Origin of the sequence: Planifilum fimeticola (assembly GCF_003001905.1) — a bacterium.
Taxonomy (GTDB): domain Bacteria; phylum Bacillota; class Bacilli; order Thermoactinomycetales; family DSM-44946; genus Planifilum; species Planifilum fimeticola.
Genome location: NZ_PVNE01000020.1, coordinates 1 through 13,617 on the forward strand (window position 1 = coordinate 1; position 13,617 = coordinate 13,617).

Genomic DNA, 13,617 nt, shown 5'->3' on the forward strand with positions numbered 1-13,617 from the left:
AAACATCAAAAAAATGGCCTTGCTCCTCTCGAAGAGAGGAAAAGGCTTTGTGATCCGCCTAATTTACCAAATCTAATTTCCTTTATCTGTTTATTTCCCATAAACATGCAACCCCTGGCGCTTTTCTTGCGAAAAGAGCCAGGGGGTTTGTCATCAATCTCAAGGCCCGTATTACGGGCCTTTTTCGTTTTCGACGACCGGAGTTTTTTCTCATGAGACCGTCGTTTGCTTCCCGTTCGGCCTTTTGAGCAGCATCCAGCCTCCGAGGAGGAGGAACAGACCGATCAAAGCTTGGGCGGGATGGGAAGTGGCGGTCTTGGGCAGCTTTCCGCCCTGCTTGGAATTCTCGATGACCTGGGCCACCTTTTCGGGAGCGGTGATCACGGCGGGGGAATCCCCGGTTTCACCGGGTGCGAGCGTCAATTTGCCCTGCTCGTCCACATGCAGTGTCTGCGACTTCTGGAATCCCGTTTCCACGCCGTTGACCTTGCCCTGGTAGGTGACGAGCAGGTGGTACGTGCCGGGCTGCAGGTCGGCGAGTTTCTTGGAGAAGCGCGGACCGTGATCCTGCGCGCTCTCCCTGATCTCCACCAGCTCTCCGCTATTGGTGCCCAGGGCGAAGGTCCATTTCCCCTCGGCCTGTTCCGTGTAAAGGAGGTTGGCGGAGACGGCCTTGGAACCGTCGATCTTTACGGAAAGGGCGGGGACCTCAAATATGTATTCCTTGTTCAGCCTTCCGGTGCGGTCCCCCAGGCTGCCCTCGAAGGAGACGTTCAGCTGGTGCTTGCCGGGAGAATCGATGGAGAATTTGGCCTGGGCTTGTTCTCCCTCGTATTCGACGGTGGTCGAGTCGTGGCCGTCCAAGACGAAGGACCAGTCTCCCCGAACATTTTCTTCCCCTTCAAGAGTGGCGGTGAAGACCCATTTCCCTTCTCCGTCCGGACGGTGGGAGACCTTCACGACATGTTCCGCCACGTCATCCGAAGTAGCCGTGACGGCAGATGGGATTCCAAAAAGAAGAAAAAATGAGAGAAGGAAGAAGTGCCATCGTTTCATCTCGTTTTCTACCCTCCCGTTCCGCTTTGCTAACCTTAGATTATCACATTTGCCGGATCTATAAAACTACTGATTTTTAATTTTCGAGAAAAAATCAAAAAATGCGGGGGAGCGGGCATCCGCTCTCCCCGCGGGTTAATCCGTTGCAGCTCCGTCCAGATAAAACAGGCCGGCATTGATCACTTCCACTTCGACGCGCGGATGGTATTGCCAGATGGTCTCCCGAATTCGCTGCTTTTTTTCCTCGTTTTTCACCCCTTCGGGATAAAAGTGTTCCAGCTGTTCCAGTTCCATCTTCATCCGCTTCAGGGCCTGTTCCGCCCAGGACAAGTCCTGCTGTTCGATCCGGTCCTGCAGGAAGCGTTCCAGCTCTCCCACTCCCTCGACGATCGTCAGCTGGGGTTGAACCGTGTGCCTGTTGGCCGGCAGCCTGGCGGTCCACCGCCGCTGTTTCATCCTGCGGTAAAAATCCTCGACGATTTCACCGCTGTGCAGATTGATGCCGAGGCAGCAGATCTCGTCTTTCTTTTGATCGCACATGTGGGAGATCTGAAAATTGACCCCCAGCCACGGAATATAGGGGCGGGAGCTCAGGGGACTTCCCACGGAGGAAGGCTTTTCTTCGAAGAGGCGAACAAATCGGCCGCGCCTTTTGGCGGCTTCCAGCATGGAAACAAATCGCGGGGAACCGGAGGTCAAGTATTCTCCCCGGTCGTGATCCTCCAATCGTTGAGGATCAAAGACGAAGGTGAGAAGGGAGGGCTGGGGTTCGATCCCCATTTTCTCCACGTACATCCAATAAAAGGGCCGGTTGACCAGGTCCTTGTCCGCTTCGATGGAGAGCTGCGTGACGAGATGTTCCGGGCTTTTCTCGACAAAATGGCAGCCGTGGGCGGTTAAAAACCGTTCGGCAAACGAGCGAATCCGATCAGCCTCCATGGAGCCACCTCTCCTGACGACGGGAGTCGGCGAGAATGTCCTCGCGGGCTTCGCGGATGCTTTCTCCGATGGCCGACAGTTTCTTTCGGATCTGCCGGTCATCCTCCGATTCCAGCATGATCTGCATCAAACGCTGTTCCAGGTTGTCCTTCAGCTTGAGCCGCTCCAGAATCGTTTCCAATTCGCCGATCACCATTTCAAACATGTTGATCTTTTCGTGGAGCAGCCAGATGATGTGCTCTTCGATGGTGTTTTCGGTGGCGAAGTTGTAGATGTGCACATCGCGGGTCTGGCCGAGGCGATGCACCCGGCCGATCCGCTGTTCCACCCTCATCGGGTTCCAGGGCATGTCGTAGTTGATGATGTGCCGGCAGAATTGCAGGTTGATTCCCTCCCCGCCGGCCTCCGTGGCCACCATCACCCGGGCCCTTTTCTGGAACAATTCCATCATCCAATCCTTTTTGTTTCGGGCGAAGCCGCCGCGGTACGGGACGGCGGGAATCCCCTCGGCGGCCAAGGAACGCAGGATCATTTCCTGGGTTGCGCGGTATTCGGTGAAGAGAATCACCTTTTCCCCGATTTCCTTGATGAGTTGAATCGCCCGGTCCACTTTGGACTGCCGTTTGACCGCTCGGAGCAGATCCACCAGATGGGCCACCTCGGGGGAGATTTCTTCCTCATCCTTTTCCGAGCGTTGAAACAGCTTGAACAGGGTAAGGAAAGCGGCATCCCGGCTGCTGCACACTTCCCGCTGGAGGACGATCAGGGAGAGGGCGCTTTTCAAGTCGCCGATTCCCTGTCGGGCGCGCTCCCGGACAAACTGGGTGACCCCGTCGTACAAGGCCCTCTCTTCCGGAGAGAGGGTGATCGGAACGGTGGTCACGTGCCGTCTGGTCAAGGGAACGTGTCCGTCGCTGCGCCGGTTGCGGATCATCACCCGGCGAATTTCTTCCCGCAGCCGTTCTTCGTTTTTCGGCAAGCGCTTGCCGGCCACATATTCGGTCTGGAAGGTGGATTCCCGTCCCAAATGGCCCGGCTTGAGAAGGGTGACCAGGTTGAAGAGTTCATCCAACTGGTTTTGGAGAGGGGTGGCGGTCAGCAGGAGACAGTATTTCTTGCGGATCCCGTTGACGAATTGCCAGTTTTTCGTTCGCCGGTTTTTCAGCTTGTGGGCCTCGTCGACGATCAGCAGGTCGTAGGTTTGAGAGAGGACCAGGTCCCGGTGCGGTTCCCGTTTGGCGGTGTCGATGGAGGCGACCAGTATGTCGCACTGCTCCCACATCCAGGACTGCTTGTGGGCCATGGCCGGAATCTGAAACTTCTGGTTTAACTCCCGCGTCCACTGCAGAACCAGTGAAGAGGGAACCAGGATCAGGGCCCGTTTCACCAAGCCGCGGATCAGGTATTCTTTCAAGATCATTCCCGCTTCAATCGTCTTGCCCAGACCCACTTCGTCCGCCAGAATGGCCCGTCCGTTCATCTCGTTGATGACGCGGCGGACGGTGTCGATTTGATGGGGAAGGGGGGTGAATCCGGTCAAGGCGTTCAGGCACTGCAATGTGTCGAAGTCGGGAACGGCTTGGGCCTCCGCCGCCTCGAGGGCCAATTGAAACCATTCCCACGTCGACCAGCCGGTGTCGGTTTCGACCCGTTCCTGGAATTGGCCGAGCCATTTGCGGTCCATGCGGATGGGAACCGATTGCACAGTCATCCCTCCCGGAAATTCCGTCTTACATAGTATGGATTGGAAAGAAGAAGATTATCAGACCGCTGACAATTTTCCGGACCTTTACGTGTTTTTTTCCTCAAAAAACCATGACCGGCGCGGCAGGGAAGAGGTTTTGTCGCCGGGGATGAAAAGGGACCAAACCGTTTGGGATCATGAGGGTGAAAGAGGACCAAAGGTGTGGTACACTCTCTTATAGGCCAAATACGAAATTGGAACAGTGGCATTTTCGCACTTATTCTGTTCGTCACAAAAGAAAGATGCGGGTGAAGGCGGGAGGAGAGACCGCATTTGCGGCGCCGAAGGGGCAAGCCCTGAGCAGGGTGAATCTCTCAGGCAAAAGGAGGCCCGCCGGACGCAACTCTGGAGAGAGCCCGCCCCATGCGGGCCACCCACGGGGCATCCCGACGTTGTCGGGAGAACTCTCAGGTTTCCGGACAGAGACGCCAGCCATCAAGGGGGGGTTCTCTGTCCTTTTTGTTTGAAAAGGCGGAAAGTGTGAGAAACTGAAGTCGAATCCAGTGGAGGTGGCAACGTGTCGCAATTGAAGCGAACCCCGCTTTATGAAGTCTACAAGGATCAGGCGAAAATGGTTCCCTTCAGCGGGTGGGAACTCCCCGTCCAATTTTCCGGCATCATCGCGGAGCATGAAGCGGTTCGCACGCGAGCCGGCCTTTTTGATGTCTCTCACATGGGCGAAGTGGAGATCAGCGGTCCGGACGCCCTGGATCTCGTCCAGAAGCTGACCACCAACGATGCATCCAAACTGGAGCCCAGAAAGGCGCAATATTCCATTATGTGTTATCCGAACGGCGGAACCGTGGACGATTTGCTGATCTACCGGGGGGAGGATTCTTTCCTACTGGTGCTCAATGCGGCAAACGTGGAAAAGGATGTGGAATGGATCGAGAAACACGCCTCCGGTGATGTGACGATCCGGAACGTGTCAAGTCAGATGGCTCAGCTCGCCCTCCAGGGACCGCTGGCCGAACGCGTCCTCAGTAAACTGACGGATGCGGATCTTTCTTCCATCGGTTTTTTCCGTTTTCGGGATGACGTGAAATTGGCCGGAACCATGGCGATGGTGTCCCGGTCCGGTTACACCGGTGAAGATGGATTCGAAATTTATCTCAACCCGGAGGATGCCCCCCGTGTATGGCAGGAGATCCTGGAAGCCGGAAGGGAGGAAGGGGTGCTCCCCTGCGGTCTCGGGGCGCGGGACACCCTCCGGTTCGAGGCTTGCCTGCCCTTGTACGGAAGGGAGCTGTCTCCGGAGATCACTCCCATCGAGGCGGGACTCGGTTTCGCTGTCAAAACGGAGAAGGGGGATTTTATCGGGCGGGACGTTCTGGCTGAACAGAAGGAAGAAGGCCCTCCGAGAAAGCTGGTGGGCATTGAGATGATCGACCGCGGCATCCCCCGCACCCGTTATCCGGTCTACGCCGGAGATGAGGAGATCGGTGAGGTGACCACGGGAACCCAGTCTCCCACCCTGAAGAAAAATGTGGGCCTTGCCCTGATCCGGGCGGAATATGCCGAGCCGGGCAATGAGGTGGAAGTGGAGATTCGCGGCAGACGCCTGCGGGCGATCACCGTCAAAACGCCCTTCTACAGAAGGCCTAGAAAATAGGCGGGCGGCTGATTATATAAAGCGGAGGAGGGATCCGATGAAATTCCGTTACCTGCCGATGACGGAAGAGGATCGACGGGAAATGCTGTCCGCCATCGGCGTCGATTCCGTTGACGATCTGTTTGCGGATATTCCGGAAGGGGTGCGGTACCGCGGGCGCCTCAACCTTCCGGACGGCCTGTCGGAGCCGGAACTGGTCCGGCACATGCAGCGCCTCTCCCAGAAAAACACCACCTTTGATCAGGCGGTGTGCTTTTTGGGGGCCGGCGCCTACGAGCACTACATCCCCAGCGTGGTGGATCATATCATCTCCCGCTCGGAGTTTTACACCGCATATACGCCCTACCAGCCGGAGATCAGCCAGGGGGAGTTGCAGGCCATCTTCGAATTTCAAACGATGATATGCGAGCTGACCGGCATGGAGGTGGCCAACTCCTCCATGTACGACGGTCCCACGGCCCTGGCGGAAGCGGCCGGAGTAGCCGCGGCGGCGACGCGAAAGAAGAAGATACTCGTATCCCGGACGGTCCATCCCGAAGCGCGGGCGATTTTGCGCCTGCAGTCCCGGGGACTGGGGCTTGTGGTGAAGGAGATTCCCCACAAAGACGGAATTACCGACATGGCCCTTTTGGAGGCGGAAGCGGATGAGGAAACGGCGGCGGTGATCCTCCAGAGCCCCAACTTCTTCGGAAATCTGGAGGATGTCTCCGCTGCGGAGCCGATCGCTCATCGGCACAAGGGATTGCTGGTGGTCAGCACAAACCCGATTGCCCTCGGGCTGATCAAGCCGCCGGGTGAGTGCGGGGCCGACATTGTGGTCGGCGATGCGCAACCGCTGGGCATCCCCGTCCAGTTCGGCGGACCCCATTGCGGCTTCTTTGCCACCACCCGTCCGTTGATGCGGCGCATTCCGGGCCGGATCGTGGGTCAGACCACCGATGAGGAGGGCGTGCGGGGATTCGTGCTGACGCTCCAGGCCCGGGAACAGCATATCCGCCGGGAGAAGGCCACTTCCAACATCTGTTCCAACCAGGCGCTCAATGCCCTGGCCGCGGCGGTGGCCATGTCCGCGCTGGGGAAACAGGGGATTCGGGACATGGCCCGGCTCAACCTGCAAAAGGCCCATTACGCCCGGAAGCGGTTGGCGCAGGTTCCCGGGGTGAGCCCCTTGTTCGACCGGCCCTTCTTCAACGAATTTGCGGTGAAGCTCTCCCGACCGGTGGGAGAAGTGAACCGCCGGCTGCTTCAAAAGGGGATCATCGGCGGGTACGACCTGGGGAGGGATTACCCGGAACTGTCCGGATCCATGCTGTTGGCCGTCACGGAAGTGCGGACCAGGGGCGAGATTGAGCAACTGGCCGAAGCATTGGAGGGATTGCTGTGAACCCGGGGAAAAAATTGATTTTTGAACTCAGCAAGCCGGGGCGCGTCGCTTACAGTCTGCCGGAACCGGATGTTCCCGCGGTCGAACCGGAGGAGGTGCTTCCCGGGGAGTTGCTTCGCGATGCACCCCCCGAGCTGCCGGAGGTATCCGAGCCGGACCTGATTCGCCACTATATTGAACTGTCCCGCCGCAATTACGGTGTGGACAACGGTTTCTACCCGCTCGGTTCCTGTACGATGAAGTACAACCCCAAAGTGCATGAGGACGTGGCCAGGCTTCCAGGTTTTGCGCGGATCCATCCGTACCAGCCGGAGGAGACGGTTCAGGGCGCCCTTCAGTTGTTGTATGAACTGCAGCAATACTTGGCGGAGATCACCGGGATGGACCGGGTTACCCTGCAGCCCGCCGCCGGAGCCCAGGGCGAGTGGACCGGTTTGATGATGATCCGGGCCTATCACGAAAGCCGCGGCGACACGGGCAGGAACAAGGTGATCGTCCCGGACTCGGCCCATGGAACCAACCCGGCCAGCGCCACCGTCGCCGGGTTCAAGACCGTCACCGTCCCCTCCGATGAAAAGGGGCTTGTCGATGTGGAAGCGCTGCGGGCGGCGGTGGGGGATGATACGGCGGCCCTCATGCTGACCAACCCCAACACCCTGGGGCTGTTTGAAAAGGAAATCCAGGAGATCGCCGATATCGTGCACCAGGCCGGAGGACTCCTCTATTACGACGGAGCCAACGCCAACGCCATTCTGGGCATCGCCCGCCCCGGGGACATGGGCTTTGACGTGGTCCACCTCAACCTGCACAAAACCTTCACCACCCCCCACGGAGGCGGCGGCCCCGGCGCAGGGCCGGTGGGCGTCAAGAAGGAACTGGCCCCGTTCTTGCCCGTTCCCGTCGTGGAAAAGGGAGAAGAGGGTTTTTATCTGAAGGAAGACCTGCCCCATTCCATCGGAAGGGTGAAGGGGTTCTACGGCAATTTCGGCATCTTGGTCAGGGCCTATGCCTACATCCGCACGATGGGGCCGGACGGTCTGCGCCGGGTTTCGGAAAACGCCGTCCTCAACGCCAACTATGTGATGCGGAAGTTGGCGCCGTACTTTGACCTGCCGTATCCGCAACACTGCAAGCATGAGTTTGTGCTTTCGGGCAAGCGTCAGAAGAAACTGGGCGTGCGGACCCTGGACATGGCCAAGCGGCTTCTGGATTTCGGTTTCCATCCGCCGACGATCTATTTCCCGCTGATTGTCGATGAATGTATGATGATCGAGCCCACGGAGACGGAAAGCAAGGAAACCCTCGATCAGTTCATCGACGCGATGATCCAGATCGCCCGGGAAGCGGAGGAAAACCCGGAACGGGTCCAGGATGCCCCCACTGCCACGGTGGTGAAGCGCCTCGACGAGGTGACCGCCGCCCGGAAGCCGGTGCTGCGTTGGGAGAAGAGCGAAAAAGCGCAGTGACCTTGTATACGGATCGAAACACCGGACCCCAACCGTTTTCGGTTGGGGTCCGGCGTTTGAAAGGCTATTCGTCATGTGTTTCCTGCTGACTGGAGTAGAGGCGGAACATCGCGACCCTCCTCGGCTCGGAAGTGGTCATCAGTCCCACCCTCCCCCAGATGTGCGGGATGCTTGGGCTGACTTCTGCGGAAGTTTCACGGATCTTTGCAGCACAGTTTAGTCAGGAAATAGTTGAAAGTGACGGCGTGTTGCTGTTCATCCAGAGCGGCGCGCCTGAAGGCCCGACGGATGCGGGGATCGTAGGCCCTGTCGGAAATGTCGAGATAGAAATCGACTGTTTCCAGTTCGTCTTCGATGGAAAATTTCAGCCCCTGCCGATAATTCTCGGGAGGGGATCCCTCCATCACCATCGGCCTGTGTCCGGTGAGTTTTTTGTAGATCCTGAGGAACAGTTTGTAGTGTTTGATTTCATCCCTTCGGATTTCCCGTATGCTGGTTCGCTCCTTCTCCGTCGGCGCCAACCGGGCCAACGCCTCGTAATAGCCGATGGCATGGTATTCCCCGTTGATCGCTTTCGCGATGTCGGCGATGAGCCGGTTCATCGGTTCCGAACTGCTGGAGTCGGTGCCGGGGTAATGAAAGGCATTCATCCGTGACCCTCCCGGGGGAATTCAGGCTGTATGCTCATTTCACCATATGGTTACATATCCCGATAAGTGCGCCCATTTTGGGGGAATGCCCCTTCGGAATCCAAGGAGGGGGTGCAGAGGCAAGTACAAAGGTTTGGTTGTCGAGACGCCGTTTTTGCGGCGCCGGCTGCAGGCATTCTACGTCCGTCGTCTTGGAGAAGGTTTCAGCGTCTTGGCAAGTCGTGATATCCTTGGGGTGAATCCAAGGATATCACGACTTGCCAAGGAGGCGGTTGCCGTGAAACGGGCGCTGTTGGTCATCGATGTTCAGAACGAGTATTTCACCGGACGGTTGCCGGTGACGTACCCGGAGGGGAGTCTCGACCGCATTTTGGAAGTTATGGACGCCTCATCGGAGGAGGGAATTCCGGTGGTGGTGATCCGTCATACGTCACCGGTGGAAGGCTCCGGGGTGTTCCGGAAGGGGACGGAGGAGTGGAAGCTTCATCCGGAAGTGGCGAAACGCCGCCGGGATCTCCTGGTGGACAAACGTCTGCCCGGTAGCTTTACGGGAACCGGATTGGAGGAATGGTTGAAGAATAACGGTGTGGACACGGTGACGATCGCCGGGTATATGACGCACATGTGCTGCGATTCCACGGCAAAGCAGGCATACCATCGCGGTTTCGCCGTGGAGTTTTTGTCCGACGCCACCGGAACCCTTGACGTGACCAACCAGGCGGGCTCCGTCTCCGCAGAGGAGATGCACCGGGCGGTTCTGGTCGGCCAAGCGGCGCGGTTCAGCCAAGTGATCACCGCCGGAGAGTGGATTCGCCGCATGCGTAACGGCTCTGAATGAGAGTGAGCGTTTTGGGTACGGCACGGATGGAACGGGGGCTTGTTCACATTTCACATGCCCGTTCCACTTTTCTTTCGGATGATCGATGCCGGACCCTGAAAACAGCTTATCAGTGGTGAATTGATTGAGTTATTACCTCGGACCTGGAGTTTTCCGTAGGTCGACTCATCAAAGCGGGTCGGTCGGCGCGATCGGAGGAAGCATTCATGACGGTCTCAACTTTACCCCGGGCCTTCTATTCGGATGGATTGCAGGCTTTTCTTTAATGGAGATTTTGCTGACTGCCGGAATGGGCACCATCACTTTCAGTGTCGTGGCCAAACCCGGAATCGAAAATGATTCTCCGGATCGTCATGTTTGATGATGTGTTCCTGGCTGTTTATCCGTCATTCCGCTCGGGATTGCTCTTAAGTGAAGCCGCTTCCCTTAGCGGTTTAATTGTATCTGCCCTTCTTGCTCCGGGGTACATGCTGTTGATTTTCCTGTTGGGACAATAATCCGTTCCCTTGATCAATCCGGCGTTGAACATCAAATCCAACGAAGTGTCCATGCTTTCTCTGCTGTTCCTGATCGTTGGTTTTTCGGTGGAGTGCTTCTTGTGGGGCTTGTTTCGGCGGGAACGATACATATGAGGCGCATCGAAAATATGATTTTCTTGTTTCGGGATTTCTTTGGCGCCCTGTTTTTCAACTTCGGTCTCACCATTGATCCAATGGCATTGAGTGATGCGGCATGGTTGGCCTTGAGTGCCGTCCTGTTTTCGATCATAGGCAACAATGCAGCTGGAATACTGTCAGGCCGAAGTGCTGGACTTTCACCAAAGGCGTCGATGAATATCGGGTTGACGATTGTGGCCAGGGGAGGGTTCTCGATCGTCGCGGCCAATCTCGGTGCTGCAACCGGGTTGCTTTCCATATTGCACCCCTTTGCCCCCTGCATGGGGGGCTTGGGCCGTTGTTGGCGAAGGAATCTCCCCGTATCTGAATCGGTAAGACATCCGGCCTCAGACGCACATCCGGCTGACCGTTGAAAAAATGTTGACGCCGCGTCTCGGATCTCCTATAATAAATGAAAGAATTCTTATGGGAATAACAGGTGAATATGGCGCTGCGCTCTTATCCAGAGTAGGCGGAGGGACTGGCCCGATGAAGCCCGGCAACCTTCTTGCGCTGAGCGAGAAAGGTGCTAATTCCTGCAAAACGGTGAATCCGTTTTGAGAGATAAGAGAGGCGGGAAGAAGATGATCGTTTCATGCCTCTCTGTCTTTTCAGAGGGGCATTTTTCATGGTTTTTTCGGGTGCAACCCCCGCCGGGCATTGCCATAATTCCTGTTATTCTGATCCAAATACTTGAAAAAGGATGGATGACCCGTGAGAAATTTAGTCAAGTCGGTACTGATCGGTGCCCTTTTGTTTGCGGCGGTCGGCTGCGGCACCGATGCCGGAAAACCGTTGGACGAGCATCGGCTGGTGGTCGGGGTTACGGCAGGCCCCCATGAACAGATCATGGAGAAGGTCAAAGAGGTGGCGGCCAAGGACGGATTGGACATCGACATCAAGGTGTTCAACGATTATCCGATGGTGAACGTCGCCCTTGCGGAGGGGGAACTCGATGTCAATTCCTTTCAGCATGAGCCCTACCTGGAGCAAATGAAAAAGGACAAGAATTTGGACCTGGTGGCGGTTGCCGATACCGTCAACTTTCCGATGGGGATTTACTCCAACAGGATCAAGGACTTGAAACAGCTGAAAAAAGGGGACAAAATCGGTCTGCCCAATGACCCGACCAACGGGGCGCGCGCGTTGCTCCTGTTTGACCAGGCCGGGCTGATCAAGTTAAAGAAAGGCATCGGCATCCAAGCGACGGTGAAAGACATCGTGGAAAACCCGTTGGACCTGGAGTTGGTCGAACTGGAGGCGGCGCAGATCCCCCGCCAGCTGGATGAATTTGCCGCCGCCGCGATCAATACCAACTTCGCCGTCGAACACGGTTTGTTGCCCACCCGCGACGCCATTTATATGGAGCCGAAGGATTCCCCCTGGGTGAATGTGCTGGCGGTGCGGACGGAGAACAAGGATGATCCGGTGATCCAGAAGCTGATCAAGGCCTACCATTCGGAAGAGGTGAAGCGTTTCGTGGAAGAGACCTTTAAAGGTTCCGTGGTTCCTTCCTGGTAACCGGAAAAAATGCCGCTCTTGAAAAGGGGGAGGATGATGATTCGGCTGATCAACGTGTCAAAAACCTTTGTCACAAAAAAGGGGAAAGTGGAGGCACTCAAGAATGTTTCCCTCGAACTGAAAAAGGGGGAGATCTTCGGCGTAATCGGGCACAGCGGGGCCGGGAAGAGCACGTTGATCCGCTGCATTAATTTGCTGGAGCGTCCCACCTCCGGAACGGTGCTGTGGAACGGGGTTGATTTGATGTCTCTGTCGCCCAAACAACTGAGGGATGCCCGGCGGAAGATCGGGATGATCTTTCAGGGGTTTCACCTGCTGAAAACAGCAACGGTTTATGAAAATGTTGCGATTCCACTGAAACTTTCAGGAGTGCCGAGGGGGAATATCGAGGAGCGGGTGGAAAAATACTTGGACGTTGTCGGACTGGAGGAAAAGCGCGATGATTATCCGAGTCAGTTGTCGGGCGGACAGAAACAGCGGGTGGCGATTGCCAGGGCGTTGGCGCATGAACCGGAGGTACTTCTGTGCGATGAAGCGACAAGCGCTCTGGACCCGGAAACCACCGATGCGATCCTTGAACTGCTGTTGAAGATCAATGAGGAATTCGGGATCACCATCCTCCTGATCACCCATGAAATGAACGTGATTCGAAAAATCTGCGATCGCGTCGCGGTCATGGAAAAGGGGCAAATCGTCGAAACCGGTCCGGTTCTGAAAATCTTCACTTCGCCGGTCCATGAGACGACGAAAAAATTCGTCAACAGCCTGTTCCATGTCCAATTGCCCCAGGCGCCGTCTCATCGACGGTACGAAACCGGGAGGCTCGTCTCCCTATTCGTCCCCTCCTCCGTCGGAGAGACCGTCTTGACGCAGGTGAGCAAGAGGTTTGACGTGTTTCCCCATCTCCTTTCGGGAGGCATTCTTCACCTCAAAAAAGGAACCCTGGGCAGGTGGGTGGTTCACTTTACAGGGGATGAGGAGGAAATTGAACAAGCGATGCTCTTTTTGCAAAATCAGGGGGGTCGGATCGAAGGGGTGAATTTGCGTGCAGATTTCAATCGGCGGATTTCTTGACCGATGGGGGGATACCCTTTGGGAAGCGACGCTGCAGACGTTTCAAATGGTGGGCATCTCCCTGTTCTTCTCCGTTGTCATCGGCTTGCCTTTGGGGGTACTGTTGGTTTTGACCCGTCCGGGGAAAAGTTGGTCCAATCCGCTCCTTTACCAGATCCTCAATTTGATCATCAATATGATCCGTTCCGTTCCCTTTATCATTCTCCTCTTTTTCATCTTGCCGTTTACGAAATTGGTTGCGGGTACCACCATCGGGGTCAGAGGAGTGATCGTTCCCCTCGTCGTTTACACCGCTCCCTATATCGCCCGATTGATGGAGCAAGCGCTCTTCGAGGTGGATCGCGGAGTGATCGAAGCCTACGAAGCGATGGGGATCCGGACCAGAGACATCATCTGGCACGTGATGATTCGCGAGGCGAGGCCTTCCATTGTTTTGGGACTGACCATCGCCACCATCGGTTTGATCGGAGCCACAGCCATGGCGGGATTGGTCGGCGGAGGAGGACTGGGGGATTTGGCATACCGTTTTGGACATCTGCGATATGAGGCGGACGTTATGTATTTTACCGTGGGATTGTTGATCCTGCTGGTTCAAGGATTGCAAACCCTCGGAAACCGGCTTGCGGATTTATTGAAAAAGGATTAATCCCTTTGGCTTCAGTTGCAAAAAGATCTCC

General features: G+C 56.5%; 11 protein-coding genes, 1 pseudogene and 2 riboswitches. Of the genes and pseudogenes, 8 read left to right on the forward strand and 4 right to left on the reverse strand.

Going from position 1 to position 13,617, the window contains the following annotated elements:
- Window positions 1–210 precede the first annotated feature (210 nt).
- The 3 genes from CLV97_RS12055 to CLV97_RS12065 all read right to left on the reverse strand — a co-directional run bounded on the left by CLV97_RS12055 (window position 211) and on the right by CLV97_RS12065 (window position 3,700).
- Window positions 211–1,056 (reverse strand): LPXTG cell wall anchor domain-containing protein, encoded by an 846-nt coding sequence (locus CLV97_RS12055; protein WP_106345788.1) that lies wholly within the window; start codon window positions 1,054–1,056, stop codon window positions 211–213.
- 135 nt (window positions 1,057–1,191) lie between these two features.
- Window positions 1,192–1,995, reverse strand: a complete 804-nt coding sequence (locus tag CLV97_RS12060; RefSeq protein ID WP_170070499.1) for a YqhG family protein — start codon at window positions 1,993–1,995, stop codon at window positions 1,192–1,194.
- On the reverse strand, window positions 1,985–3,700 hold the full coding sequence (locus CLV97_RS12065; protein WP_425440571.1) for a DEAD/DEAH box helicase: 1,716 nt from the start codon (window positions 3,698–3,700) through the stop codon (window positions 1,985–1,987). The genes CLV97_RS12060 and CLV97_RS12065 overlap by 11 nt, the downstream gene beginning before the upstream one ends.
- A 287-nt stretch (window positions 3,701–3,987) precedes the next feature.
- A riboswitch (glycine riboswitch) is annotated at window positions 3,988–4,079 on the forward strand.
- 177 nt (window positions 4,080–4,256) lie between these two features.
- Here CLV97_RS12065 and gcvT point away from each other — a divergent pair.
- From gcvT to gcvPB, 3 genes are read left to right on the forward strand one after another with little or no spacing between them, the layout of a single operon-like run.
- The gene (gene gcvT, locus CLV97_RS12070) at window positions 4,257–5,351 is read left to right on the forward strand and encodes a glycine cleavage system aminomethyltransferase GcvT (RefSeq protein WP_106345790.1); all 1,095 of its coding nucleotides are present in this window, start codon (window positions 4,257–4,259) and stop codon (window positions 5,349–5,351) included.
- A gap of 37 nt (window positions 5,352–5,388) precedes the next feature.
- Window positions 5,389–6,735, forward strand: coding sequence for an aminomethyl-transferring glycine dehydrogenase subunit GcvPA (gcvPA, locus tag CLV97_RS12075; RefSeq protein WP_106345791.1), 1,347 nt, complete (start codon window positions 5,389–5,391; stop codon window positions 6,733–6,735).
- Entirely contained in the window at window positions 6,732–8,201 is a 1,470-nt protein-coding gene (gene gcvPB / locus CLV97_RS12080; protein ID WP_106345792.1) for an aminomethyl-transferring glycine dehydrogenase subunit GcvPB, read from the forward strand. The genes gcvPA and gcvPB overlap by 4 nt, the downstream gene beginning before the upstream one ends.
- Before the next feature lie 194 nt (window positions 8,202–8,395).
- On the opposite strand, the gene CLV97_RS12085 is transcribed toward gcvPB, so the two are convergent.
- Complete coding sequence (locus tag CLV97_RS12085) at window positions 8,396–8,851, reverse strand: ferritin-like domain-containing protein (protein ID WP_245891520.1); 456 nt, start codon at window positions 8,849–8,851, stop codon at window positions 8,396–8,398.
- 277 nt (window positions 8,852–9,128) lie between these two features.
- On the opposite strand from CLV97_RS12085, the gene CLV97_RS12090 reads away from it, so the two are divergent.
- The 5 genes and pseudogenes from CLV97_RS12090 to CLV97_RS12110 all read left to right on the forward strand — a co-directional run bounded on the left by CLV97_RS12090 (window position 9,129) and on the right by CLV97_RS12110 (window position 13,586).
- Window positions 9,129–9,689, forward strand: a complete 561-nt coding sequence (locus CLV97_RS12090) for a cysteine hydrolase family protein (protein WP_106345793.1) — start codon at window positions 9,129–9,131, stop codon at window positions 9,687–9,689.
- Between the two features lie 143 nt (window positions 9,690–9,832).
- Window positions 9,833–10,673 (forward strand): annotated as a pseudogene (locus tag CLV97_RS17910) (cation:proton antiporter); the annotation flags it as partial.
- Window positions 10,674–10,801: 128 nt separating this feature from the next.
- Window positions 10,802–10,916, forward strand: a riboswitch (SAM riboswitch).
- A 143-nt stretch (window positions 10,917–11,059) separates the two neighbouring features.
- Window positions 11,060–11,866, forward strand: coding sequence for a MetQ/NlpA family ABC transporter substrate-binding protein (locus tag CLV97_RS12100; RefSeq protein WP_106345795.1), 807 nt, complete (start codon window positions 11,060–11,062; stop codon window positions 11,864–11,866).
- Window positions 11,867–11,902: 36 nt separating this feature from the next.
- The gene (locus tag CLV97_RS12105; protein ID WP_106345845.1) at window positions 11,903–12,940 is read left to right on the forward strand and encodes a methionine ABC transporter ATP-binding protein; all 1,038 of its coding nucleotides are present in this window, start codon (window positions 11,903–11,905) and stop codon (window positions 12,938–12,940) included.
- Window positions 12,918–13,586, forward strand: coding sequence for a methionine ABC transporter permease (locus tag CLV97_RS12110; RefSeq protein WP_245891539.1), 669 nt, complete (start codon window positions 12,918–12,920; stop codon window positions 13,584–13,586). The genes CLV97_RS12105 and CLV97_RS12110 overlap by 23 nt, the downstream gene beginning before the upstream one ends.
- Window positions 13,587–13,617: the final 31 nt, after the last annotated feature.